This is a genomic window from Ruminococcus sp. OM06-36AC, assembly GCF_003438725.1.
Classification (GTDB): Bacteria; Bacillota; Clostridia; order Oscillospirales; family Ruminococcaceae; genus Ruminococcus_C; species Ruminococcus_C callidus.
This window is the reverse complement of the sequence record NZ_QSTT01000003.1, coordinates 120528-141007: the sequence shown is the minus strand read 5'-3', so window position 1 is coordinate 141007 and position 20480 is coordinate 120528. Positions and strand designations below refer to the sequence as shown.

The 20480-nt window shown below is 52.3% G+C and carries 24 protein-coding genes and 1 other annotated feature; of the genes, 5 read left to right on the top strand and 19 right to left on the bottom strand.

Annotation, left to right across the window (positions count from 1 at the left end):
- Window positions 1-17: 17 nt before the first annotated feature.
- The 10 genes from mgsA to murC form a co-directional block, all read right to left on the bottom strand.
- On the bottom strand, window positions 18-422 hold the full coding sequence (gene mgsA, locus DXB92_RS04315) for a methylglyoxal synthase (protein ID WP_021680598.1): 405 nt from the start codon (window positions 420-422) through the stop codon (window positions 18-20).
- Window positions 423-648: 226 nt separating this feature from the next.
- Window positions 649-2739 carry a penicillin-binding transpeptidase domain-containing protein gene (locus DXB92_RS04310; protein WP_117732672.1) on the bottom strand — a complete coding sequence of 697 codons (2091 nt, stop codon included), beginning with the start codon at window positions 2737-2739 and terminating at the stop codon, window positions 649-651.
- Window positions 2740-2776: 37 nt separating this feature from the next.
- Window positions 2777-3361, bottom strand: coding sequence for a rod shape-determining protein MreD (mreD, locus tag DXB92_RS04305; RefSeq protein ID WP_181976892.1), 585 nt, complete (start codon window positions 3359-3361; stop codon window positions 2777-2779).
- Complete coding sequence (gene mreC, locus DXB92_RS04300) at window positions 3348-4208, bottom strand: rod shape-determining protein MreC (RefSeq protein WP_021680601.1); 861 nt, start codon at window positions 4206-4208, stop codon at window positions 3348-3350. The genes mreD and mreC overlap by 14 nt, the downstream gene beginning before the upstream one ends.
- A 26-nt stretch (window positions 4209-4234) precedes the next feature.
- Window positions 4235-5254 carry a rod shape-determining protein gene (locus DXB92_RS04295; protein ID WP_040646482.1) on the bottom strand — a complete coding sequence of 340 codons (1020 nt, stop codon included), beginning with the start codon at window positions 5252-5254 and terminating at the stop codon, window positions 4235-4237.
- A 517-nt stretch (window positions 5255-5771) separates the two neighbouring features.
- Complete coding sequence (locus DXB92_RS04285; RefSeq protein WP_021680604.1) at window positions 5772-6038, bottom strand: DUF4321 domain-containing protein; 267 nt, start codon at window positions 6036-6038, stop codon at window positions 5772-5774.
- Window positions 6039-6066: 28 nt separating this feature from the next.
- The gene (gene dut / locus DXB92_RS04280; protein WP_021680605.1) at window positions 6067-6507 is read right to left on the bottom strand and encodes a dUTP diphosphatase; all 441 of its coding nucleotides are present in this window, start codon (window positions 6505-6507) and stop codon (window positions 6067-6069) included.
- A gap of 9 nt (window positions 6508-6516) precedes the next feature.
- Window positions 6517-8559, bottom strand: a complete 2043-nt coding sequence (locus tag DXB92_RS04275) for a U32 family peptidase (protein ID WP_117732666.1) — start codon at window positions 8557-8559, stop codon at window positions 6517-6519.
- On the bottom strand, window positions 8556-8912 hold the full coding sequence (gene zapA / locus DXB92_RS04270; RefSeq protein ID WP_117732664.1) for a cell division protein ZapA: 357 nt from the start codon (window positions 8910-8912) through the stop codon (window positions 8556-8558). Before zapA ends, DXB92_RS04275 begins: the two co-directional genes overlap by 4 nt.
- A 308-nt stretch (window positions 8913-9220) precedes the next feature.
- Window positions 9221-10651 (bottom strand): UDP-N-acetylmuramate--L-alanine ligase, encoded by a 1431-nt coding sequence (gene murC, locus DXB92_RS04265; RefSeq protein WP_117732814.1) that lies wholly within the window; start codon window positions 10649-10651, stop codon window positions 9221-9223.
- 241 nt (window positions 10652-10892) lie between these two features.
- Here murC and spoVG point away from each other — a divergent pair, with 241 nt between their 5' ends.
- Window positions 10893-11216, top strand: coding sequence for a septation regulator SpoVG (gene spoVG, locus DXB92_RS04260; RefSeq protein WP_021680612.1), 324 nt, complete (start codon window positions 10893-10895; stop codon window positions 11214-11216).
- Between the two features lie 309 nt (window positions 11217-11525).
- Here the strand turns inward: spoVG and DXB92_RS04255 are convergent, their stop codons facing one another.
- The 3 genes from DXB92_RS04255 to DXB92_RS04245 form a co-directional block, all read right to left on the bottom strand.
- On the bottom strand, window positions 11526-12071 hold the full coding sequence (locus DXB92_RS04255; protein ID WP_117732662.1) for an NUDIX hydrolase: 546 nt from the start codon (window positions 12069-12071) through the stop codon (window positions 11526-11528).
- Between the two features lie 135 nt (window positions 12072-12206).
- On the bottom strand, window positions 12207-14696 hold the full coding sequence (locus DXB92_RS04250) for a YfhO family protein (RefSeq protein ID WP_117732661.1): 2490 nt from the start codon (window positions 14694-14696) through the stop codon (window positions 12207-12209).
- A gap of 84 nt (window positions 14697-14780) precedes the next feature.
- Window positions 14781-15284: a metallophosphoesterase gene (locus tag DXB92_RS04245; RefSeq protein ID WP_117732659.1), complete on the bottom strand. Its 504-nt coding sequence runs from the start codon at window positions 15282-15284 to the stop codon at window positions 14781-14783.
- A gap of 158 nt (window positions 15285-15442) precedes the next feature.
- On the opposite strand from DXB92_RS04245, the gene DXB92_RS04240 reads away from it, so the two are divergent.
- The 4 genes from DXB92_RS04240 to DXB92_RS04225 all read left to right on the top strand — a co-directional run bounded on the left by DXB92_RS04240 (window position 15443) and on the right by DXB92_RS04225 (window position 16931).
- On the top strand, window positions 15443-15691 hold the full coding sequence (locus tag DXB92_RS04240; RefSeq protein ID WP_040646459.1) for a hypothetical protein: 249 nt from the start codon (window positions 15443-15445) through the stop codon (window positions 15689-15691).
- A 58-nt stretch (window positions 15692-15749) separates the two neighbouring features.
- Window positions 15750-16112 (top strand): hypothetical protein, encoded by a 363-nt coding sequence (locus DXB92_RS04235; protein WP_117732657.1) that lies wholly within the window; start codon window positions 15750-15752, stop codon window positions 16110-16112.
- Window positions 16113-16324: 212 nt separating this feature from the next.
- Entirely contained in the window at window positions 16325-16663 is a 339-nt protein-coding gene (locus tag DXB92_RS04230) for a hypothetical protein (protein WP_117732656.1), read from the top strand.
- A 13-nt stretch (window positions 16664-16676) separates the two neighbouring features.
- The gene (locus tag DXB92_RS04225) at window positions 16677-16931 is read left to right on the top strand and encodes a pro-sigmaK processing inhibitor BofA family protein (protein ID WP_021680622.1); all 255 of its coding nucleotides are present in this window, start codon (window positions 16677-16679) and stop codon (window positions 16929-16931) included.
- A gap of 76 nt (window positions 16932-17007) precedes the next feature.
- Here the strand turns inward: DXB92_RS04225 and rplL are convergent, their stop codons facing one another.
- From rplL to secE, 6 genes are all read right to left on the bottom strand, one after another.
- On the bottom strand, window positions 17008-17382 hold the full coding sequence (rplL, locus tag DXB92_RS04220) for a 50S ribosomal protein L7/L12 (RefSeq protein WP_117732654.1): 375 nt from the start codon (window positions 17380-17382) through the stop codon (window positions 17008-17010).
- A 61-nt stretch (window positions 17383-17443) separates the two neighbouring features.
- Window positions 17444-17956, bottom strand: a complete 513-nt coding sequence (rplJ, locus tag DXB92_RS04215) for a 50S ribosomal protein L10 (protein WP_021680624.1) — start codon at window positions 17954-17956, stop codon at window positions 17444-17446.
- Between the two features lie 37 nt (window positions 17957-17993).
- Window positions 17994-18118: a sequence feature (ribosomal protein L10 leader region), on the bottom strand.
- A 163-nt stretch (window positions 18119-18281) separates the two neighbouring features.
- The gene (gene rplA / locus DXB92_RS04210; protein ID WP_021680626.1) at window positions 18282-18977 is read right to left on the bottom strand and encodes a 50S ribosomal protein L1; all 696 of its coding nucleotides are present in this window, start codon (window positions 18975-18977) and stop codon (window positions 18282-18284) included.
- 94 nt (window positions 18978-19071) lie between these two features.
- Window positions 19072-19497, bottom strand: coding sequence for a 50S ribosomal protein L11 (gene rplK, locus DXB92_RS04205; RefSeq protein ID WP_040646465.1), 426 nt, complete (start codon window positions 19495-19497; stop codon window positions 19072-19074).
- Between the two features lie 96 nt (window positions 19498-19593).
- Complete coding sequence (nusG, locus tag DXB92_RS04200) at window positions 19594-20121, bottom strand: transcription termination/antitermination protein NusG (RefSeq protein WP_021680628.1); 528 nt, start codon at window positions 20119-20121, stop codon at window positions 19594-19596.
- Window positions 20122-20150: 29 nt separating this feature from the next.
- Entirely contained in the window at window positions 20151-20465 is a 315-nt protein-coding gene (gene secE, locus DXB92_RS04195) for a preprotein translocase subunit SecE (RefSeq protein WP_021680629.1), read from the bottom strand.
- Window positions 20466-20480: the final 15 nt, after the last annotated feature.

The following is a 20480-nucleotide window of genomic DNA, read 5'->3' as shown; positions in this document are numbered from 1 at the left end:
CTTTCAGGCATTCAGGGTCAGATCGACGGATTTCCGATCTCACGCCAGTCTAAGTCACCGCGTTCCAGTGCCATGATGAGGGCTTCTGCGGTGGCGATGTTGGTAGCGACCGGGACATTGTGCACGTCGCAAAGACGGAGCAGATTCATTTCGTTGGGCTCCGAAGCCTTGCGGTTGATCGGGTCACGGAAGAACAGCAGCACATCGATCTCGTTGCAGGAGATCCGTGCAGCGATCTGCTGATCGCCGCCTTGAGAGCCGCTGAGGTACCGCTGGATCCGCAGACCAGTCGCCTCTGCAACCTGCTTGCCGGTAGTTCCCGTCGCACATAGGGTATGTCGAGAGAGAATACCGCAGTAAGCGATACAGAATTGAATCATCAGTTCTTTTTTTGCGTCGTGTGCAATCAGAGCAATTGTCATATAGGATAACCATTCCTTTCTACATTGTTTATCATATCGAAAATGAAAATACAAAGATCTCATTCTGTGATTTCATAATTATCAGATAATAAGACTACTATATCAATTATACACCATATCGGCAAATTTGTCAAAGAGTTTCTGCCGAAAAATATAAAATTGTGAATTGTATGGTGCTTCCCACGTTTTTTCTTGTGCAATATGACGAAACAAATTCGAATGCGGTTTAATGTGTAGACGTGCTGGTTGCAGAAGTGGTGGTTTCCGTGCCGGTAGTATCTGTAGAAACAGTTGTCTGTGCTCCGACAGCATCTACGCTGACCTGTTCGCCCCTGACAGTTTTTTCGTATGCCTGAATGATAGATCGGATCATATACTTGGAGTATTCGCCGCCTTCAATGACACCGGCAAAGGCGATTTCCGGATCGTCTGCCGGTGCATAGCCGATGAAGAACGAATCCTGTACACGGTTGCTGACCTGCGGCGTACCGGTCTTGACTGCCACATCAAAGCCCAGATCAGACAGGGAATACCGTGTCGGGAAATTGTTGGTGGAAGCGGCGATCATACCGTTTTCCACATACTGGAACACGTCATCGTTTACCGGCGTGATTTGATCGGCAACTACCGGTTCTTTCTGTTCCAGCTTAGTGGTGTGGCTGTAGTCCCAGATGCTGTCTACCAGATGCGGTTCATAGCGGGTACCGTTGTTGGCAATGGTGCATGCCACATTTGCCATTTGCAGAGGTGTGACTGCCCATTCGCCCTGACCGATCGCACTCTGCAACACCTGACCGACAGTCCAGTCGGCACCCAGTTCTGCAAAGGTTTCCTGATTGGACAGATGACCGGCAGCATCGCCGGTTTCCAGTCCGGTGGACTGTCCCAGACCAAACTTGGTGGCATATTCGGAGATGCGGTCAATGGTCAGTTCTTCGGACAACTTATAGAAGAAGATATTGCAGGAAACCCGCAGTGCCTGTGTCACGGCAATATCGCCGTGAGAACCGGTACAGTTGTAGTCATGATCCTTGAAATGATAGGTATGGCCGCAGAAATAGGTGCTGTTTCCGGTGATGATCTGTTCGTTCAGACCTGCCGTTGCTGTAATGGTCTTGAACGTGGAACCCGGACGGTACAGACCGTCTGTGGCACGGTTGACCAGCGGCGTGTTTTCCGCATTGAGAATGGCTTCATAGTCCACCTTATAGTCTTCCAGATTATAGGTGGGAGCAGTTACCATGCCCAGCACGCCGGCAGTTTTCGCGTCCAGCACTACGATCGCCCCGCAGGAAATCTTTTTCAGCCCCAGCTGTTCGGTTTTGGAATCCCGCAGGCTGTCAAAGTTGTTGATAAAGCCGTCCAGAATGTTCTGCAATTCCCGCTGGTAATCGCTGTTGACAGTCAGCTGTACGGTTTTTCCGGCTTCCACCGGTGTTTTCATATCCGAGGAAACCACTATACCGTTTTCCACGGTGATCTCCTTGATACCGTCTGTACCGCGGAGCGTGCTTTCCATGGCACGTTCGATACCGCTTTTGCCCACGGTGTCGTCCAGAGCGTAGCCCTCGGATTTCAGCTTTTCGTATTCCTCCGCATAGATCGGTCCAACCGTACCGATCTCGTGGGGCACCACATCGCCCTGTGCAACGGAACGAAGTGCTTCCTCGACGATGTCCATGCCGGGGAGCGTAACACCACGTTCTTTCAGTTCTGTGACTACATTCAGCGGCACGTCTTCTGCCAGTGTAAAACGATTGCTGAGAGAGAAGCCCCGCAGCTGCATTTCATACCGGATTCCGGCGAGGATCCGCTGCTGTTCCGGCGTGTAGCTGTCATCAATGTCGTAGTCCGATTTCAGCTTGTCCATGCAGTTGTCTGCGGTGGCATAGACATTCATTTTCAGGTTTTCTTTCAGCTTGCTGACGGCGTTTTCATCGTCGGTGAATGTGTACGGCTGGGTATCGGAAATCGGCAGGGAAGTGCTCCACTCCACGCTGTTTTCGTCTAAAATACTGGTCAGCGAGAGCAGTACCTGATTGCCCTTGGCGTTGTCCTCGGGAAAGGTGTCCGGCTCAATAATGACATTGTAGCCAACCTTGTTTTCGATAATGGCTTTGCCGGAAGAATCCACGATCTCGCCGCGGGTGGCACTGATCGTCTGGGTGTATTTCTGGGTGGAGATACGCTTTGCCGTATAGGTGTCGCTTTCCACGATCTGGATTTTCATCAGCCGCCATGCACAGGCACAGCCTGCCAGAAGAACCAGCATGCTGGCGAGGGTGAGCTTGACATAGCTGAATGCCGTGTGTTTCATAGAAAAATGCTCCTTTCCGGAGAGAATGCCTGTGCGATCATGCGGTTTCTTCCATGGGTTTCAGTTTCTTCTCAATGGTACGCCGCCGCTTTGGCAGCAGGAAACGGTGAATCAGAGAAAAGACTGGATAGCAGATCATGCTACTGATGACGGTATACGCCAGACAGGGGAGCGTGTGGTGCAGATACAGCTGGGAAACCTGGTGATAGCCCCAGATCGCATACTGAAAGACGAAGTCGAAACCGGTCACCACAAAGGCAGCCACTGCGGTCAGCCAGATCAGATTCCAGAACCGCTGCAGCAGCAGACGGTCGTACATACAGGAAACTGCCAGACAGATCAGGAACAATAAGATGCCGTGATAGCCTGCCAGCGTGCCGCAGGAAATATCCAGCAGCAGCCCGCACAGAATGCCGATGCCGCCGGAAACGACTGCACCGGAAACCGAAGAAATGCACAGGGCAATGGGAATCAGCAGCAGCGGCTTTGTAAAATCACCGCCGTTTGCGGTCACAAAAGCCAGAAAAATGCAGACTGCATACAAGCCCCAGCGTATGACATTCCGCAGCTTCGGGCGGCGGACTGGTTTCTGGGTGAGAAACTTTCGCTTACTTTGCCGCATCCTGCTGCTCCTTTCCGGCGAAATCCTTGATGACGATAACATTTTTCAGATTTTCCAGATCGACAGACGGACGGATCACAGCACAATAACTCAAGCCGTTGTCCATTGGCTCAATGGATTCCACAGAGCCGATGAGATAGCCCTGCGGGAAAATGCCCACAGAGTTGGACGTGGTGATCAGGTCGCCGCTTTTCAGAGTGGTATCCTTTTCCAGATAGATCATGCGGCAGCGGTAGTTGGAGGACAGCGTCACATCGCCCTCCACAATGCCGGACTCCGACTTGTCCGAAGCCTTTGCACCAATGGAAAGATTCGGAGAGCAGATGGTTTCTACTGTGGCATAGGTGTCAGAGATCTCGGAAATAATGCCCACAAGCCCTTCTGCCGTGACCACCGGATCATAGACGGAAAGCCCGTCGTCACTGCCGCGGTCGATGTAAAACCCGTGGAACGGATCGTTTTCCACATAGCCGATAATGGTGCAGGGGTCGGAGAACTGGTTGTCGGGGTGGTCTTCCTTGATGCCCATGAATTCCGACAGGTCTGCCAAGTCCTGTTTGGTCTTGTCATAGTCCACCATCTGGCTTTCCAGTTCTGCCACACGCTGACGGAGTTCCTCATTTTCAGTCTGGTACGCTTTGGATTTGGTGAATACGTCCAGCGTGTCCTGCACACTGGTGGAAATGCTGTTGGATGCCGAACGGATCGGGTTCAGGATCCTGCCCAGAAATCCGGTAGTCGGCAGCGTATAGCCGTCCTGTGTGACAGCATAGAGCATCATGCCGATCAGCAGGGCAATGATGCAGAGAATGATGCGAAATTTTTTGCTGCGGAAAAAGCCGCCCATAGCTATCAGCCTCCTTTGTCAACCGATTACTCAAATCCTCTGGGATCGTCCGAAACGGCATCGCGGTATTTGTCCAGATTTTCGAGAATTTTTCCCGTGCCCTCTGCCACGCAGTCCAAAGGATATTCTGCGATAAACACAGGCATGCCGGTTTCCTTGTGGATCAGCTGATCCAGTCCGCGGAGCAGTGCTCCGCCGCCGGTCAGGGTAATGCCGTGGTCGATGATGTCCGCAGCCAGTTCCGGCGGTGTCTGTTCTAGTGTGCACTTGATCGCATCGACAATGCGGGAAAGGGGTTCAGAGAGAGCCTCCCGCACTTCTTTCGAAGAAATGTTGACATTTTCCGGCAGTCCGCTCATCAGATTCCGTCCCTTGATCTGCATGATCTCGTCACGGTCAACAGGATACGCGGAACCGATCTGCATCTTGATGCTTTCGGCAGTCCGTTCGCCGATGAGCAGGTTGTACCGCTTTTTGATAAAGTTGATGATCGCTGCATCAAACTCATCGCCGGCACAGCGGACGCTCTGGGAAACGACAATACCGCCCAGTGCAATGACAGCCACTTCAGAAGTGCCGCCGCCGATGTCCACCACCATACAGCCGATAGGCTCGGTGGTAGGCAGTCCTGCACCGATCGCCGCCGCCATCGGTTCTTCTACGATCAGAACCGGTTTCGCCCCAGCCTGATCTGCGGCTTCCCGCACTGCACGGCGTTCCACTGCCGTGACACCGGAGGGAATGCAGATGATCACTCTGGCACGGGCGAACATTTTGCCCCGCATGGCTTTCCGGATAAATTCCTGCAATAAAATGGTTGTGGTTTCAAAGTCCGCAATGACACCGTCTTTCAGCGGACGAACGGCAACGATCGAGCCGGGGGTGCGTCCGATGACTTCCTTTGCCTCTTTGCCGACATATTTTGCACGGTCTGTGTGGGTATTGACTGCCACGACAGACGGCTCTCTGATAATAATCCCCTTGCCACGCAGGTAGACAAGGGTGTTTGCTGTTCCAAGATCAATACCAATATCTTTTGTAAACATTGTGTGCTCCTTTTGATGCGTGTCCAGCCGCATCTTGCCCCGTGGTAAAAAAAGCCTGCCAATTCGCCTCTTTCCGGAGAAAAGAGAACACTGCCGCCGAAGACCGGTGCAGTGAAGAATCTGTATTCATAAATATGTATACTTGTTTCTTTTTATGAATACTGCTTTTGAAATTTCAGGCAATACCGCACAAAGATTGTGCGACAGATGCGTCGTCAAATTTTTTGTGAAATATGACGAAAACTTTGCAAGCAGATGGCGTGCAAAGTCGCCAGACGCTCTTTGTACGGTATTGCCTTCAGTTTGTGCGGTGTTACCGTATTCTATTATACCACGAAAAAAGCGGGGTGGCAATCATTTTTTTCAGAATTTTCTGCGAAATCGAAATTCTATCATTTTGTGAAAATCAAACGAAAAACGATGTAAAAATTACAGCAAATGTACCAAACAGTCAAACCAATGCTGTCTTATGGCAATACTGCACAAAGTCGCCAGACGCTCTTTATGCGGTATTGCCTTATTTCTTTTTGCCGATCAAAGGCTCGATTTTGGGAGCGACAAAGCAGGCAATGATCGTCAGCAGCAGCTGGGCGATGTTAAATTTCGATTGAATGCCGAAGGTCAGGTCTGCCACATACAGATTCCACTCGTGAGTTTTGAGGTGCAGCGGCGGGGCGTAGTCCAGCCAGCTCAGGGGAGCGATCCCCACACAGAGATTGCCGATGACACCGCCGAGAATCACGGCGACCACAATGGAACAGAGATACACAAGAAACTTTTTCATAGGGCTTCTGAAGTCCTCCTTTCTGAAATTATGACAGTCCGCTTGCACCGAAGCCGCCGGCACCCCGTTCGGTGGTGTCCAGACGGGTGACTTCCTTCAGTTCCGGTGTCAGGATCGGAAGCACGACCAGCTGTGCGATCCGCATGCCTGCTTCTACGGTAAAGGGTTCCGAGCCGTGGTTGATCAGCGGGATCAGCAGTTCACCCCGATAGTCGCTGTCCACCAGCCCAACACTGTTGATCAGCGTGATGCCGTGCTTGGTGGAAAGTCCGGAGCGGGGGAAGATGCACAGGGCAACGTCCGGACGGGACGGAGCCACAGCGATGCCGGTAGGCACCTTGCAGATCTCCTGCGGCTGAATGGTCAGCGGTTCCTCCGGTAGGGCGTACAGATCATAGCCGGCACTTTGTGCGGTGGCACGCTTGGGAATCTGGGCGTGCGGACGCAGCTTCTGAACAGAAATATACATAAAAGCCTCCTATTCAACACCACGGAAAAACAGTCCCCGTGTCATTGCTTCTTTTGTGGGTTCGTCGTTCTGGTAGGCACGGAGCACGGAACAGGCATCGGGCTGCAGGGTACAGTCCAGCACCAGAAAGCTGCTGTGTGACAGCTGTTCCTGCTTGTCCGCCATCCACGTGGGAACGGCGTTGTACATCGTTGTGATACCGGCTGCCTTGTGGCAGTATACCGGAAAAGTTCTGCCGGTGCGGTCTGTCAGACCATGGGTGCAGTTCCGGCACCCCGCTTCTGCCTGTACGGGACAGTTCCGCATGGTCATGACCGGCTGGAACCCGTAGGCATACGCTCCTGCGGGCAGTCCGGTGCAGTGCCGGCTCTGGGCAATGGTCAGTTCCGGTGAGAGGATCACGTCCTGCAAGGATTCCCGCTGCAAAAAAGACAGACAGGACGGATTTGCCGCATTCAGTCCCATGCCGCCGTGAAGCGTCAGCCCCAGTGACCGGCACAGCCGGATATGGGAAACATTTTCACAGACCACATGGGAGAATCCCAGAGCTTTGGCTTGTTCCAGCCATAGACGCACTTTGGCTTCGTCTGCACAAAACCGCGGCAGCGTCAGGAAAATTCGTTCCCGACAGACTGCCGGCACAGCATCGGAAACCGTATCCGCCGGCAACAGCAGTGCCTCCACGTCAGGCTGCTTCAGCAGTGTGGCTGACTGGCTGTCCCACTGCTTCTGGATGATGCGGTATTGTATGGTGTGTTGTCCGGATGCTGGAAGTGCGGGCAGCGTGATGTGCCGCATGGTATACTTTGGCGTATTCGCAGCGATTCTGGCGGCGTTCATTTGAACAATGCCCTCCCGCCGCAGAGCGTTCCACGCCGAAGCGGGGAGCATGCCGGTTCCATCGCAGTCTGCCTGCAAACCGGACAGGGTATAGAGCGTGCCGCCCAGCTTTCCCAGCTGTCGTTCCAGCTGGGGCAGATCGGTTGCTTTCGTGCGTGCCGGCTGTACCACATCACCGGAAACAGAAACGGAAATACCGTCGCCGTCCCGCAGTTTCAGCACTGCCGGCTGACCGGTCTGTACAGTGACATGCATGTCCAGCGGAACCTGCGGTGTGGGCTTCTGGTATAGCTGTGCCAGCTGGGGCAGGACTTTCTGCCCCTGGAGCACATCGTCCTTTTGGCGGGTGCCGAACATCTGCTGCCGTTTGCCGGTATAATAGCCGTCTGTGAATCCGCTGCGGGAGAATACTGCCCGCAGGGTGTCCAGATCCGGCGTTTCTCCGGCACGTGCCTGCACTAATGCAGTGACTGCGGCGGCAACGTATTCCGGCCGTTTGCATCTGCCCTCGATTTTCAGCGATGCCACGCCGTCCTCTGCCAGTTCTGCCACGTAAGGCACCAGACAGAGGTCTTTCAGAGAGAGGGCACAGCCGTTTTTATCACCCTTTGCAGAAAAGGGCAGCCGGCATGCCTGTGCACATCTGCCGCGGTTAGCACTGCGGGAACCGATCATGGCGGACAGTCCGCACTGTCCCGATACGCTCATGCAGAGGGCACCGTGGACAAAGGTTTCCACTTCGATGCCGGTTTTACAGATCGCGGCAATTTCTTTGCGGGAGAGCTCGCGGGAAACCACGACTCTGGAAATGCCGTGCTCCTTTGCCCAGAGGGCACCCTCCGGCGTGTGAATGGTCATCTGCGTGGAAGCGTGAATGGGTACGTCAGGAGAGATCTGCCGGATCAGTTCCAGCAGTCCGAAATCCTGTACCAGAAATGCATCTACGCCCAGCCGGATCGCCGCTTCCAGAAACTGTACCAGTGCAGGGAACTCTGGTGCAAATACCAGCGTGTTGACTGTCAGGTACAGCTTTGCCCCGTAGAGGTGGCAGAGTTTCGCTGCCCGCTGTAATTGTGGCAGGTCGAAGTTGGCGGCGTTCTGTCGTGCGGAGAATTGTTTTCCGCCCACATAGACCGCGTTGGCACCGCACCGCAGAGCCGCCAGCAGGGCATCTTCCGAGCCGGCAGGTGCTAAAATCTCAGGTGTTCTCATTTGGCGTCTTTCTCACGGAGTTCCCGTTCCAGTTCTGCAATACGGGATTTCAGTGCTTCCACCTGCTGCATGGCAGCATCCCGTTCCAGACGGGTCTTTCCGGCTTCGTCCACATATTCCTTGGACTGATCCCGAATGCTGTCCAGCTTGGCATTTGCCTTGTTCAGGTCGTCCAGTGTTGCCAGTCCGACCATAATTGCCGCGGTAAACGGAGAGGCACTGCTGTTGGCATCAGTAATTTCCGTGATGCGGGATTCCAGCGTGCGTGCCAGTCCGAAGACATAGTTGGAGGATTCTGCGGTCTGCAAAGTGAAATCCTTGCCGCAGATCACGACTTTGACTTTATTTGACATAGTGTTGTGGTTCCTTTCTTTAAGGTGAACGTGTGTACTGTTTCCAGAACACACTGTTGCCTTAGGACTTGTTTGAAAAATCCGAACATTTGTCAAAACGCCCATAAATCACTGTCTGTGTCGTCGAAAATCCTTGTCAGGCGATAGCCTGCCTGCGGATTCTCTCCTAACATACAGTAATTTCTGTGCATTTTCCCAAACATCGCCATTTTTCAAACAACCTCTAGCAACTTTCTCTATTATACAACATTTTTCGCAGATTGAAAAGAGGGTATTTTGGAAATTTTTCGAACAGAACGGAATTGCCGTTACTTCGCACTCTGCCGCCGTTCCAGTTCTTCCAGAATCATCTTGTTCACCTTGTTGACATCGCCGCAGCCCAGTGTGATGACCAGATCGCCAGCCTGTGCATGGTCGCAGATATAGTTGGTGACCTGTTCGAAGTTCTGGTATTTCCGTTCGTCGGTGGTTTCCGGATCGCTTTCGTCTTGCGGGAACCAGACCGCGTTGGGAATTTTTTCACCCAGCTGCCGTGTGAAGATGTGATAGGTGTTCTTTTCGCGGGAACCCATAATGTCCGTCAGGACAGCGTGATCCGGAATGGACAGAGCTTCTGCGAATTCGTCCAGCAGCATGGCAGTGCGGGAGAAGGTGAACGGCTGGAACACTGCCCAGACCTTTCGGAACGGCATTGCCATTGCAGCTTTCAGGGTCGCAGTCAGTTCGGTGGGGTGGTGAGCGTAGTCGTCTACCAGCGTAATGCCGCCGACTTCGCCCTTCTTTTCGAACCGTCTGCCGGCACCGCGAAATTCTGCCAGCCCCTTTGCCACATCTGCAAAGGAAACGCCCACATACATGGCAGCCGCAGCCGCAGCAGTAGCGTTCAGCACATTGTGCTCACCGGCAACATGCAGGACGATCTCGCCCAGTTCTTTGCCGCGGTGCATCAGCTGGAAGTGGGTTTCCAGACCGGAAACGTGGCGGATATTTGCGGGATAATAGTCACAGTCCGCAGTTTTGCCGAAGGTGATGCATTCCTTGCCGGTAATGCCCTCCATAGCTTTGCAGGTGTTGGCATCGCTGCCGTTGTAGATAACTGCCTTGGAGGTCAGCTGTGCGAACTTGTGGAATGACTTGATGATATTTTCCACGGTGCCGAAGTAATCCAGATGATCGGCATCGATGTTCAGCAGCACGGCGATGTCCGGATAGAGTTTCAGGAACGTATCTACAAATTCGCAGGCTTCACAGGTCATGATGTCGCTGGAGCCGCTTCTGCCGCTGCCGTGAATGCAGGGCAGCTTGCCGCCGATGAATGCGGACAGATCTACGCCGGCGGTGAACAGGATCTGCGTCACCATAGAGGTGGTCGTCGTCTTGCCGTGGGTGCCGGCAACGCAGATGGCATTGTCATACCAGCTGGTCACAATACCCAGCAGTTCGCTCCGTTCCAGCACCGGCACGCCGCTGGCTTTGGCTGCGATCAGTTCCGGATTGTCTGCCATGATCGCCGCGGTGTGTACGATCAGGTCAGCCCCCTCAATATTTTCCGCACGCTGTCCCAGATATACGGGAATGCCCATGTCGCGGACTGCCTGTAGAGTTTCCGTTTCGTTGTTGTCGGAACCGGTGAGGTAGAACCCCTTGGTGTGGAGGATCTGTGCCAGCGGATACATGCCGCTGCCGCCGATGCCGATAAAGTGGATATGCTTTTTTCCGTTTAAAATGTCAATGTTCAAAAAAATCACCTTTTTCTTTCTTGCAATTTTCAAATTTATCGTGTATACTGATAAGTAACGTACTTCAAAGGAGAAGCGTTTGTGGTAACACGGACGTTTCTCTTTTTTTTGTTACGAAATTGAAAATTCATTTTCAATTTCTGCGGTGTTCCTCTGGAAACGGAATTTACCTTTGAAGTCAGCATGGTCCGTTTTCCAAATGACAGAACGGAGCCCCGCAGTATGTGGAGGAGGTCATCACATGGAAATCACAGATATTAAAATCAGAAGAATCATTACCGAAGGACGGCTTCGGGCAGTTGTTTCTGTCACCGTAGACAACATGCTCGCCGTGCACGACATCAAGGTCGTACAGGGGGACGAACGGCTGTTCGTGGCAATGCCCAGCCGGAAAGACGAAAACGGTGTATTCCGCGATATTGTGCACCCCATTTCTGCCGCCGCCAGAAAAATGATGGAACGAGAGATTCTGGAGGCTTATCACGAGCATCTCGCGTTAATGGAAGCCGAAGCACAGGCAGAAGCTGCGGAGGAAAGTCCTGAGGCACAGCCTGCTGCGGTATAAGTTTCCGGAATAACAATCTAAGATACCCTGAAAGTCGTCGGAGCTGCCTCTCCGGCGGCTTTTTTGTTTAGGGTGTGCTAAGGGCAACACCGCACAAAGCCCGCCTGACGGCTTTGCACGCAATCTGCGTGCAGATTTTCCGTCATATTGCCCAGAAATCCCTTGCCATACGGCAGTATGTCTGCGGAATTTCTGGGCAATCTGCCGAAAAATCTGACAACGCACCTTACGCACAAGCTTTGTGCGGTGTTGCCCTAAAGAAACTCTGCACAAAGCCCGCCTGACGGCATGCGGTGCAATATCTGAAACTTACTGTTCCTTTTGCAGCAGCACGTAAGTTTTCAGCAGGGCAATCTGTGTTTTGGCATCGGGGATCTCACCGTCCATGACCATTTGCACTGCCTGTTCCAGCGGCAGCTCCGTCACGTCCAGAAATTCTCCGTCGTCCAGATCCTGTGCTTCCGGAGCCGAGAGCTCCTGTGCCAGATACATGTGAATGACCTCTGTATCATATGCCGGTGTGGGAAAGAGTTTTCCCAGCGGAGTATATTTTCCGCAGGTTCTGCCGGCTTCCTCCCGCAGTTCCCGTCTGCCGCAGTTTGCCGGATCTTCGCCCGCTTCCAGCTTGCCGGCGGGGATTTCCAGTGTGACCTGCTGCATGGGATAGCGGAACTGCTTTACCATGAGGACAGTGCCCTTTTCCGTCAGGGGTACTACGCAGACACCGCCGGAGTGGTGTACCACATCACGCTGTACCTCCTTGCCGTCCTCCAGTTCCGCTGTGTCCCGCGTCACGTAGAAAACTTTGCCCTGATAGGTCTTCTCGCTTCCGGTTGTTTTTTCCTGTAAGTGCATGTTGTATACCTCCACTTTTTTTGTTTAGGCAATACCGCACAAAGATTGTGCGACAGATGCGTCGTCAAATTTTTCGTCAGACGCTCTTTGTGCGGTATTGCCTTTCGGAAACACTGCATAAAGCTTGTGTTTCCTTTATGAAGTTTCTTCTGTGCCGGTGTTGTCTTCGGCAGGCGTTGTGGTTTGTGCTTCCGTGTTGTCATCAGGTGCAGTCAGTTCCGGCAGGATCTCCTCTTCTGCGGAAACCGGATAGTCTGCACAGCAGATGCGTTCCGTTTTGCGGCGGATTCCCATTTTCCAGCAGATCAGCATGTATGCGGCAAACAGGATAACGCCGCCGGCAGTCAGTGCCGCACCAGCGTGCAGACCGGGTGTTGTGTAGTGGAACGCAATGGTATTGTCACCGGCTTCTGCCGCTACCGCCATAAAGCCGTTGTCCACTTCTTCCACGTCTGCGGGCTTGCCGTTGACTGTGGCTGTCCAGCCCTCGTCATAGGGGACGCTGAAAAAGACCAGATTCGGGCTTTCCAGCGAAATCGTTGCAGTAAAGCCGCTGGAATCATAGCGGAACGAATCGCAGGCAGATGCGGCACGGTTGCTGCATTCCTGCAAGTATTCTTCTTCCGTCATCTGCACATTGTTGTTAGAAATGGGCTGCATATAGCTGCCGTATTTTTCAATTTGCTTGTTAGAGAGTATCAGTGCACGCATGAGCAGATTGGTGCGGTAAGAAGTAGAGGTGCCGTCCCACATGCCCTTGGAAAGGTAGTAGTCAAAGGTGAAGCCCATCGGCACATAGGCGGTATTTTTAAACCGGTAGAATCCGTTTTCTGTGGTGTCATAGACAAAGCCCGGCAGGTCGCAGGTAGGCGTGTCGGCAGTGATCTTGCCGATTTCCTGCTGCTGGTAGTAATATTCTACAGAAAGCAGTCCCCGCAGAGCGTAGTAGGAAGTGTCTGCACGGGAGGCAACATCACGGGTGATACCCAGTTCCTTGTAGAAGTCCATGATCGATGCCGGAACGACACTGTGGAACGTCCGCATGCTGGGCAGCTTCCACAGCATGGGGTAGTTGTCGCAGTTTTCCGAAATGTCGATGCGGAAGAAGTTGTCCTCTGATACAGAAAGGGAGATCTCCTGTTCCGGATCGATTGCCTGATCGACGTAAGTGCGGGCACGGGAGGGTTCAAATGCTCCGAAGTAAACCACTGCCATGGTGCATGCCACGCAGAAGCCGGTAGTCAGAGCCATTGCCTGTTTGAGGAATGGCTTGTGCTTTTTCCGGCAGCGGAGCAGGTAAATGGAAGTCGCCAGACCAGCAGTGCAGATCAGCAGCACCAAGTAGAAGTGGAACGGATATTCCGCAAAGGAGAACCAGTGAATTTCATCGTCCTCCTTGGTGGGCAGCAGGGAGATCGCTGCAAATGCGGCAAAGAAGATAAAGCAGATGCGGAAACCGTATTTCCAGTCGATCTGCCGGTTGTCCAGGCTGTAGGCAGTCATCAGGGCGAGAATCAGAATGGGCATGTAGAACCAGCGTGCATAATACGAACCGTTCAGTGCATAGAATGCACTGTTCAGGATTGGCACACAGGCACAGACTGCACAGATCACAGTGATGCGTTTTGCCCAGTGCCCGTCACGCTGCTTGAGGAATGCCAGTACGCCTGCCATGGAGAACATGGGCAGGTATCCGCCGATAGAAGCCCATTTTCCGAAGTCGGAGGAGAACAGGTTCGGGCGAGCCGGCACGTCGGGAATCAGGAACAGGCTCAACAGGATTCGCCAGATACGGGTGCGGTCGCTGTAAGCCACCATGTCCATGCCGAACAGATGCTCGGAAACCCGATTGTTTGCCAGAATTGCCAGAGCCGACGGCAGCAGAATGACACAGGCGATCATCACGCCAATGACTGCCTCCAGCAGAACGAGGAAAAACTTTTTCAGCGATGCGTGGAAATCCTTCGAGAAGCACCGCACGATGAAGTACAGCACCAGAAAGACCACTTGTCCGGTAAAGAAAAAGTAGTTGATCGCCGCCAGCAGTGCCACCGAAAGGGCAAACACGCCGCGGCGGTTCTGGTTGACCAGTTCTTCCATGGCAATCAGCAGCAACGGAAAAAACGCGGTCACGTCCTGAAAGTGGTTGAAGAAAATGTTGAACAGCTGGAAGCCGGAAAAGGCATACAGCAGGCCGCCGATCATGGCAGCGTGAGGACTGCGTACAAACCGCCGGATATAGGCGTATGCCGTCAGAGAGGCGATGCCGTGTTTCATGCACAGCAGCACCGGCATGGCAAATGTTACCCAGCTGCGGGGGAGAATGGTGGTCAGCCAGAAAAAGGGACTGCCCAGCAGATAAAAGGCATAGGAACCGATGAAGTTGACACCAAGGTCGGTGTACCAGTTCCAGCCGAAGCTGCCGCTGCGAACGGCATCATTTGCCAGATTGTAAAAGGGGATCTGCTGCGAATTGTAGTCGCCATAGTAGATGTAATAGCCGCCGTCTGCGATGATGATCGGCAGGATCACCACCAGCAGGCTGCCGAAGCCCAGCAGGAATGCCAGCAGATACCGGCGGAGTTCCTCCCGCAGAGCAGGGCGGCGAAGGGTCACTGATTTCATGAAAAAGCTCCTTTGTCAGGGAAGTGATGCACGGATTTCATTTTACAGCATATGCTGGGTATAGGCAAGGCAATCCGCAAGCCGTTAGAACATTGTTTTTGGTGTCAGAAATACCACGTTGGTCATGATGCCGGCACTGGTGATTTCCAGCACACCATAAGACGGCGGGTTGCCATCTCTGGGGCAGGAGGCACTGCCGGGGTTCATCACGTAGATGCCGTTTTCATAGGTGCATCTGGATTCGTGGGTGTGTCCGTAGAGTGCAACATCGCAGCCGTTTTCCAGAGCCTCCTGTTCCAGATAGTCCAGCGTGGAGTTGACACGGTAGCGGTGTCCGTGGGTGGCAAGAATGCGGTGATTCGGTGCAACGTCGATCAGTTCCGTCAGAGGAGCATCGCTGCCGTAGTCGCAGTTGCCCTTGACATAGCGAAATTTGTCTGCCACTTCGGGCATGTTCCGGCAGAGCAGCTGGTATTCGCTTTCGCCGTCGCCCAGATGCAGAAACATATCCGCATCGGGATTGCGAAGCACGATCGTTTCAAAATTCCGGTAATATTGATGTGTATCAGAAATGACGATAATTCGCATAGGATACCTCCAAGAAAAATTCAGGCAGTATGTTGCCTTTACCCTTTATTATAACACAATTTCGGAGAGATGACAACATTTTTTTGAAAAGTTTTGTAAGCCTGCCCTGCATACGGATTCTTCCCGTATGCAGAGCGAACGCCGAAAGGAGCGAGGTTATGGAACGCAAGAATCTGAACCCGAAGCAGGTCGATCAGTTGTTGCAGGCAGCAAGCAAAAAGCTGGGCGTACCGCCGGAACAGCTGAAAAGCGAGTTGGAGTCCGGCAAGTATGACAAGGTGCTGAAGAACATGAGCCAGAAAGATTCTGCCATGCTACAAAAGGTGATGCAGAATCCGAAAATGGTGGAAAAGCTCATCAGTTCCCCGCAGGCAAAGGCACTGTATCAGAAACTTTCCGGAAAGTAAGTTTTAGCATTTCCTTAGGCAGCTTCGGCTGCCGGTACATGAAGGGCGGTGAAAACGTGTGGACGATATGTTGGGAAAAATGGGAGCCATTCTGTCCGATCCGGAGAGTGTACAGCAGTTACAGGAACTGGCACAGATGCTCCAGCAGGAAACCGGCGGGGATTCCCAGGAACAGCAGGCTTCTGCGGAAAAGACGGAATCCGGCGAAAGCGGCGGCTTTGACATCAACATGCTGCTGCGGATCCAGGAACTGATGGGAGCCATGCAGAACAACGATGAAGATGCGAAGCTGCTGCTGGCACTGCGTCCGCACCTGAAAGATCAGCGGCAGAAAAAGCTGGATCAGGCGGTGAAACTGATGAAATTATACGCGGTATTCAGTGCGGTGCGGGAAAACGGACTGCTACAGGATCTGCTATAAGGCAATCCCGCACAAAGAGCGTCTGGCGACTTTGCACGCCATCTGCTTGCAAATTTCCCGTCATATTTCACAAAAATGCTCGTGAATACATCAAGTATTCACTCCGCTTTTTGTTTCATCTGACGAAAAATTTGACGACGCATCTGTCGCACAATCTTTGTACGGTATTGCCTTAAAAGGAAACAGGTTTTGGCAGGAGAGGAGGGAATCACATGGCACAGTTTTCTCAACAGGAGCAGAACGTAATGCGGCGGGAGGCGGCACGGCGTGCCAGGGAAATGCAGAAGCGAGTGTATTTCGGCAAACAGCAGGAACCCTCTCCCTATGCGGACTATCCGCCGGAGGAGCCGCCGCAGAAAAAAACACCGCCGCCGCAGACTGGTATGCCGCTGCTGGGAAATCTGGCACAGTTTCGCCCCACGGGACTCTTGTCCGGACTGGACGGTGACACCATGCTGATTCTCGCCATGATGGTCATGCTGTATAAAGACGGCGGCTGGGACGGCTGTGACAAGAAATTGCTAATGGCTCTGGCGTATTTGCTCACATAAAAGGAGAAGAAAGATGGAAGAAGTGGTATTCTGGGGAATCTGGGCTGTGTTGGGAATTTGCATGCTATGCTATTATCTCCGGCGAAAGCGAAAGATTTTGTCAATGCTGGCAGGAGTCGGAAGCGGCTTTCTGGCATTGCTGCTGGTGCACTACGGCGGGGGATTCTTCGGATTTTCTCCCGCATTGAATCTGCTGCATCTGGTACAGGCAGGGGTGCTGGGCGTGCCGGGGGTGATCCTCATGGTAGTGCTGCACTTTACGCTTTGAAAGCAACAAAAAAGCGGGGACACCTCACATGGAGATGTCCCCGCTTTTTATGAAACGAAGAAATGTCAGAAAAAACTTACTTCAGTTCGATGGTTGCACCAGCTTCTTCCAGCTTAGCCTTCAGAGCTTCAGCGTCAGCCTTCGGGCAAGCTTCCTTCAGAGTAGCCGGAGCAGACTCTACCAGAGTCTTAGCTTCCTTCAGACCCAGACCCAGAACTTCCTTAGCAGCCTTGATGACAGCCATCTTAGCGTCGCCGAAGGAAGTCATAACAACGTCGAATTCAGTCTTTTCAGCTTCAGCTGCACCAGCAGCACCGCCAGCAGCCGGAGCAGCTGCAACAGCAGCAGTTACACCGAATTCTTCCTGAATTGCGTCAACCAGTTCAGCCAGTTCCAGAACAGACAGTTCCTTGATATCTTCAACGAACTTCAAAACCTTTTCAGATGCCATGATAATAATCTCCTTTAACAATTAAATAAAACATTTTGCAGAGTCAAAATCTCTGCGATACTTATGCAGCAGTATCTTCGGACTTGCTGTCCACAACTGCCTGCAGTGTAGCAGCCAGCTTCTGGATCGGACCCTGCAGGGAACCAACCAGCTGTGCCAGCAGAACTTCCTTTGACGGAATCTTGGACAGCTTTTCTACGCCGGAAGCGTCATAAGCAACGCCTTCTACGTAACCAGCCTTCAGATTGAAGAAGTCTTCGTGATCTGCAGCGAACTTGCCCAGTACGCGAGCCGGAGCAGTCTGATCGTCCTTGGACAGTGCAACAGCAGTTGTACCGTGCAGAACTTCGTCAAATGCATCGATGCCCATGTTCTTGAATGCAAAACGCAGCATGGAGTTCTTTTCAACTACATAGTGTACGCCAGCTTCACGCAGTTCCTTACGCAGCTTGGTGTCATCTTCTACGCTGATGCCCTTGTAGTCTACCAGAACGAAAGATACACTGTCCTGCAGCATTTCTGTCAGAGCAGCGACCTTAGCCTTCTTGCTTTCCAAAATCTTTTCACTTGCCATGAGATTTCACCTCCGATAGATCATGTATCGTATCAGAAATCGCAATAAAAAAGCACGATTCGACAGGGAACCGTGCACTGTATTTCACAGGTCATTGCACATTCCTCGGTTGGACTTACGGCTTACGCCACCAACTGTCTTTAGAATACGATATTGTTGTTTGACAACTATTACAGTATAGCACATCCTTCGGTGCTTGTCAAGCCTTTTTTGCAAAAAAATCAAAATTTTTTTCGAGATGCAGATGAAACGCAAAAATCCCTGCCGCCGGAAACGACAGCAGGGAAGAAATTGCAAAAAACTTTGAGATTCTCAAAGAGAGCACTCAGACACCATACTTGCTGGTAGCAACTCTTACGCCAACGCCCATGGTAGAAGTAACGACGCAGGACTTCAGGTAGGTACCCTTTGCTGCAGCCGGCTTTGCCTTGACGATTGCTTCCATCAGAGTTTCGAAGTTCTGAGTCAGCTTATCTGCACCGAAAGAAGCCTTGCCGATCGGGCAGTGAATGATGTTGGTCTTGTCCAGACGATACTCGATCTTACCAGCCTTTGCTTCGGTAACTGCCTTAGCAACGTCCGGTGTTACGGTACCAGCCTTCGGGTTCGGCATCAAGCCGCGGGGACCGAGGACCTTACCCAGACGACCAACCAGACCCATCATGTCCGGAGAAGCGATAACTACGTCAAAGTCCATCCAGTTTTCCTTGGTGATCTTGTCTACCAGATCCTGACCGCCGACATAGTCTGCACCGGCAGCCTGTGCTGCTTCGTACTTGTTTTCCTTGCAGAATACGCAAACGCGAACCTTCTTACCAGTGCCGTTCGGCAGTACAACTGCACCACGAACCTGCTGGTCTGCGTGACGGGAGTCAACGCCCAGACGAATGTGAGCTTCGATGGTTTCATCGAACTTAGCCTTTGCATTTGTGCAAACCAAAGACAGTGCTTCTTCAGAAGCGTACTGCTTTGCACTATCTACAGCCTTGCGGCTGTCATTATATTTTTTTCCGTGTTTCATGATATTTTAATCCTCCTAGTGTAGTGGTAGTACCGGATTGCTTTCTCGCAGATCCGGTTAGCGGAAATTTCCTCCCACCGACGTTCGGCTCCCGTTAGTCAACGACAACGATACCCATCGAACGGGCAGTACCAGCGATCATGCTCATAGCAGCTTCCAGAGAACCAGCGTTCAGGTCCGGCATCTTCTGTTCTGCGATCTTCTGTACCTGTTCCTTGGTGATGTTTGCGACCTTGTTCTTGTTCGGCTCACCGGAAGCAGTGTCGATTCCGCAAGCCTTCTTGATCAGAACAGCAGCCGGCGGAGTCTTGGTGATAAAGGTAAACGAACGGTCTGCGTATACAGTGATGACAACCGGAATAATCATACCGATGTCATTCTTTGTACGTTCGTTGAATTCCTTTGTGAACGCCATAATATTTACACCGTGCTGACCCAGTGCCGGGCCAACCGGAGGAGCAGGTGTTGCTTTACCTGCGGGAATCTGAAGCTTAATAAAACCTGTTACCTTCTGTGCCATACTGCACACCTCCATATTGTGGTTAATGGCGAGATGCTGTCACATCTCTCCCACCGGAACCGCGGGCGGTTCCGAATTGTTTTTGCATGTTTGCAATTAATCGTCCTGACGGATCACCTGATTGAGCTGCAATGTTGCGGCAGTTTCACGACCGAACATTGAGATCAGCACATCAACTGTACCGTCTTCCAGATGAATGGCCTGTACCACGCCGGAGAAGCCGTCCATAGCGGTTCCGGAGATCGTTACGGTATCACCGACAGCGTAGTTCACTTCGATGTTGCCGCCGATGTCAACGCCCATCTTTGCCACTTCTTCCTCGGAGAGGGGAGTGGGCTCAGAGCCGGGACCGACAAAACCGGTGGCACCGCGGATATTTTTTACCACATGCCATGTATCATCTGTGTAAACCATTTTCAGAAAGACATAGCCCGGAAACAGCTTACGTTCCAGTTCTTTTGTTTTTCCGTCTGTGATTTCTGTCACCGTTTCGGTGGGGACCTGAACTTCTAGGATAAGGTCATGAAGCTTCCGGTTTTCAACCACCTTTTCAATGTCCTGCTTGACCTTGTTCTCATAGCCGGAATAAGTGTGAATGATGTACCATTTAGCTGCCTCTGACATACGAAATCCTCCTTGTTCTGGTCACGAAATTAGTTAGAAAGTCCCATCAGGAACTGCATCAGCTTCAGCAGACCGGAATCGATCAGACCTACCAGCACAGAACCGATGACAACAACAACGACTACGACCAGCGTGTTGTTGAAAACCTTCTTGCGATCCGGCCAAACGACCTTTTTGAATTCCTTCTTCAGATCGTTGAACCAGCCGGCAATGCGGGAGAAGAAGCCCTTCTTTTCCTTATCGCCTTTTTTGTTTTTGCCGGATTTTTTGGAGTCTGCGGATGCTGCTTTGTTCGCCTTCTTTACAGCAGCTTCCTGCCCGGCGTTTTTTTCCTTATCAGCCATTGCCTCGGACCCCCA

Bases quoted from the DNA above. Each gene is read 5' to 3' on its own strand.
- mgsA (WP_021680598.1), bottom strand. From the start codon at position 422: ATGACAATTGCTCTGATTGCACACGACGCAAAAAAAGAACTGATGATT.
- DXB92_RS04310 (WP_117732672.1), bottom strand. From the start codon at position 2,739: ATGAAACACACGGCATTCAGCTATGTCAAGCTCACCCTCGCCAGCATG.
- mreD (WP_181976892.1), bottom strand. From the start codon at position 3,361: ATGCGGCAAAGTAAGCGAAAGTTTCTCACCCAGAAACCAGTCCGCCGC.
- mreC (WP_021680601.1), bottom strand. From the start codon at position 4,208: ATGGGCGGCTTTTTCCGCAGCAAAAAATTTCGCATCATTCTCTGCATC.
- DXB92_RS04295 (WP_040646482.1), bottom strand. From the start codon at position 5,254: ATGTTTACAAAAGATATTGGTATTGATCTTGGAACAGCAAACACCCTT.
- DXB92_RS04285 (WP_021680604.1), bottom strand. From the start codon at position 6,038: ATGAAAAAGTTTCTTGTGTATCTCTGTTCCATTGTGGTCGCCGTGATT.
- dut (WP_021680605.1), bottom strand. From the start codon at position 6,507: ATGTATATTTCTGTTCAGAAGCTGCGTCCGCACGCCCAGATTCCCAAG.
- DXB92_RS04275 (WP_117732666.1), bottom strand. From the start codon at position 8,559: ATGAGAACACCTGAGATTTTAGCACCTGCCGGCTCGGAAGATGCCCTG.
- zapA (WP_117732664.1), bottom strand. From the start codon at position 8,912: ATGTCAAATAAAGTCAAAGTCGTGATCTGCGGCAAGGATTTCACTTTG.
- spoVG (WP_021680612.1), top strand. From the start codon at position 10,893: ATGGAAATCACAGATATTAAAATCAGAAGAATCATTACCGAAGGACGG.
- DXB92_RS04255 (WP_117732662.1), bottom strand. From the start codon at position 12,071: ATGCACTTACAGGAAAAAACAACCGGAAGCGAGAAGACCTATCAGGGC.
- DXB92_RS04250 (WP_117732661.1), bottom strand. From the start codon at position 14,696: ATGAAATCAGTGACCCTTCGCCGCCCTGCTCTGCGGGAGGAACTCCGC.
- DXB92_RS04245 (WP_117732659.1), bottom strand. From the start codon at position 15,284: ATGCGAATTATCGTCATTTCTGATACACATCAATATTACCGGAATTTT.
- DXB92_RS04240 (WP_040646459.1), top strand. From the start codon at position 15,443: ATGGAACGCAAGAATCTGAACCCGAAGCAGGTCGATCAGTTGTTGCAG.
- DXB92_RS04230 (WP_117732656.1), top strand. From the start codon at position 16,325: ATGGCACAGTTTTCTCAACAGGAGCAGAACGTAATGCGGCGGGAGGCG.
- DXB92_RS04225 (WP_021680622.1), top strand. From the start codon at position 16,677: ATGGAAGAAGTGGTATTCTGGGGAATCTGGGCTGTGTTGGGAATTTGC.
- rplL (WP_117732654.1), bottom strand. From the start codon at position 17,382: ATGGCATCTGAAAAGGTTTTGAAGTTCGTTGAAGATATCAAGGAACTG.
- rplJ (WP_021680624.1), bottom strand. From the start codon at position 17,956: ATGGCAAGTGAAAAGATTTTGGAAAGCAAGAAGGCTAAGGTCGCTGCT.
- rplA (WP_021680626.1), bottom strand. From the start codon at position 18,977: ATGAAACACGGAAAAAAATATAATGACAGCCGCAAGGCTGTAGATAGT.
- rplK (WP_040646465.1), bottom strand. From the start codon at position 19,497: ATGGCACAGAAGGTAACAGGTTTTATTAAGCTTCAGATTCCCGCAGGT.
- nusG (WP_021680628.1), bottom strand. From the start codon at position 20,121: ATGTCAGAGGCAGCTAAATGGTACATCATTCACACTTATTCCGGCTAT.
- secE (WP_021680629.1), bottom strand. From the start codon at position 20,465: ATGGCTGATAAGGAAAAAAACGCCGGGCAGGAAGCTGCTGTAAAGAAG.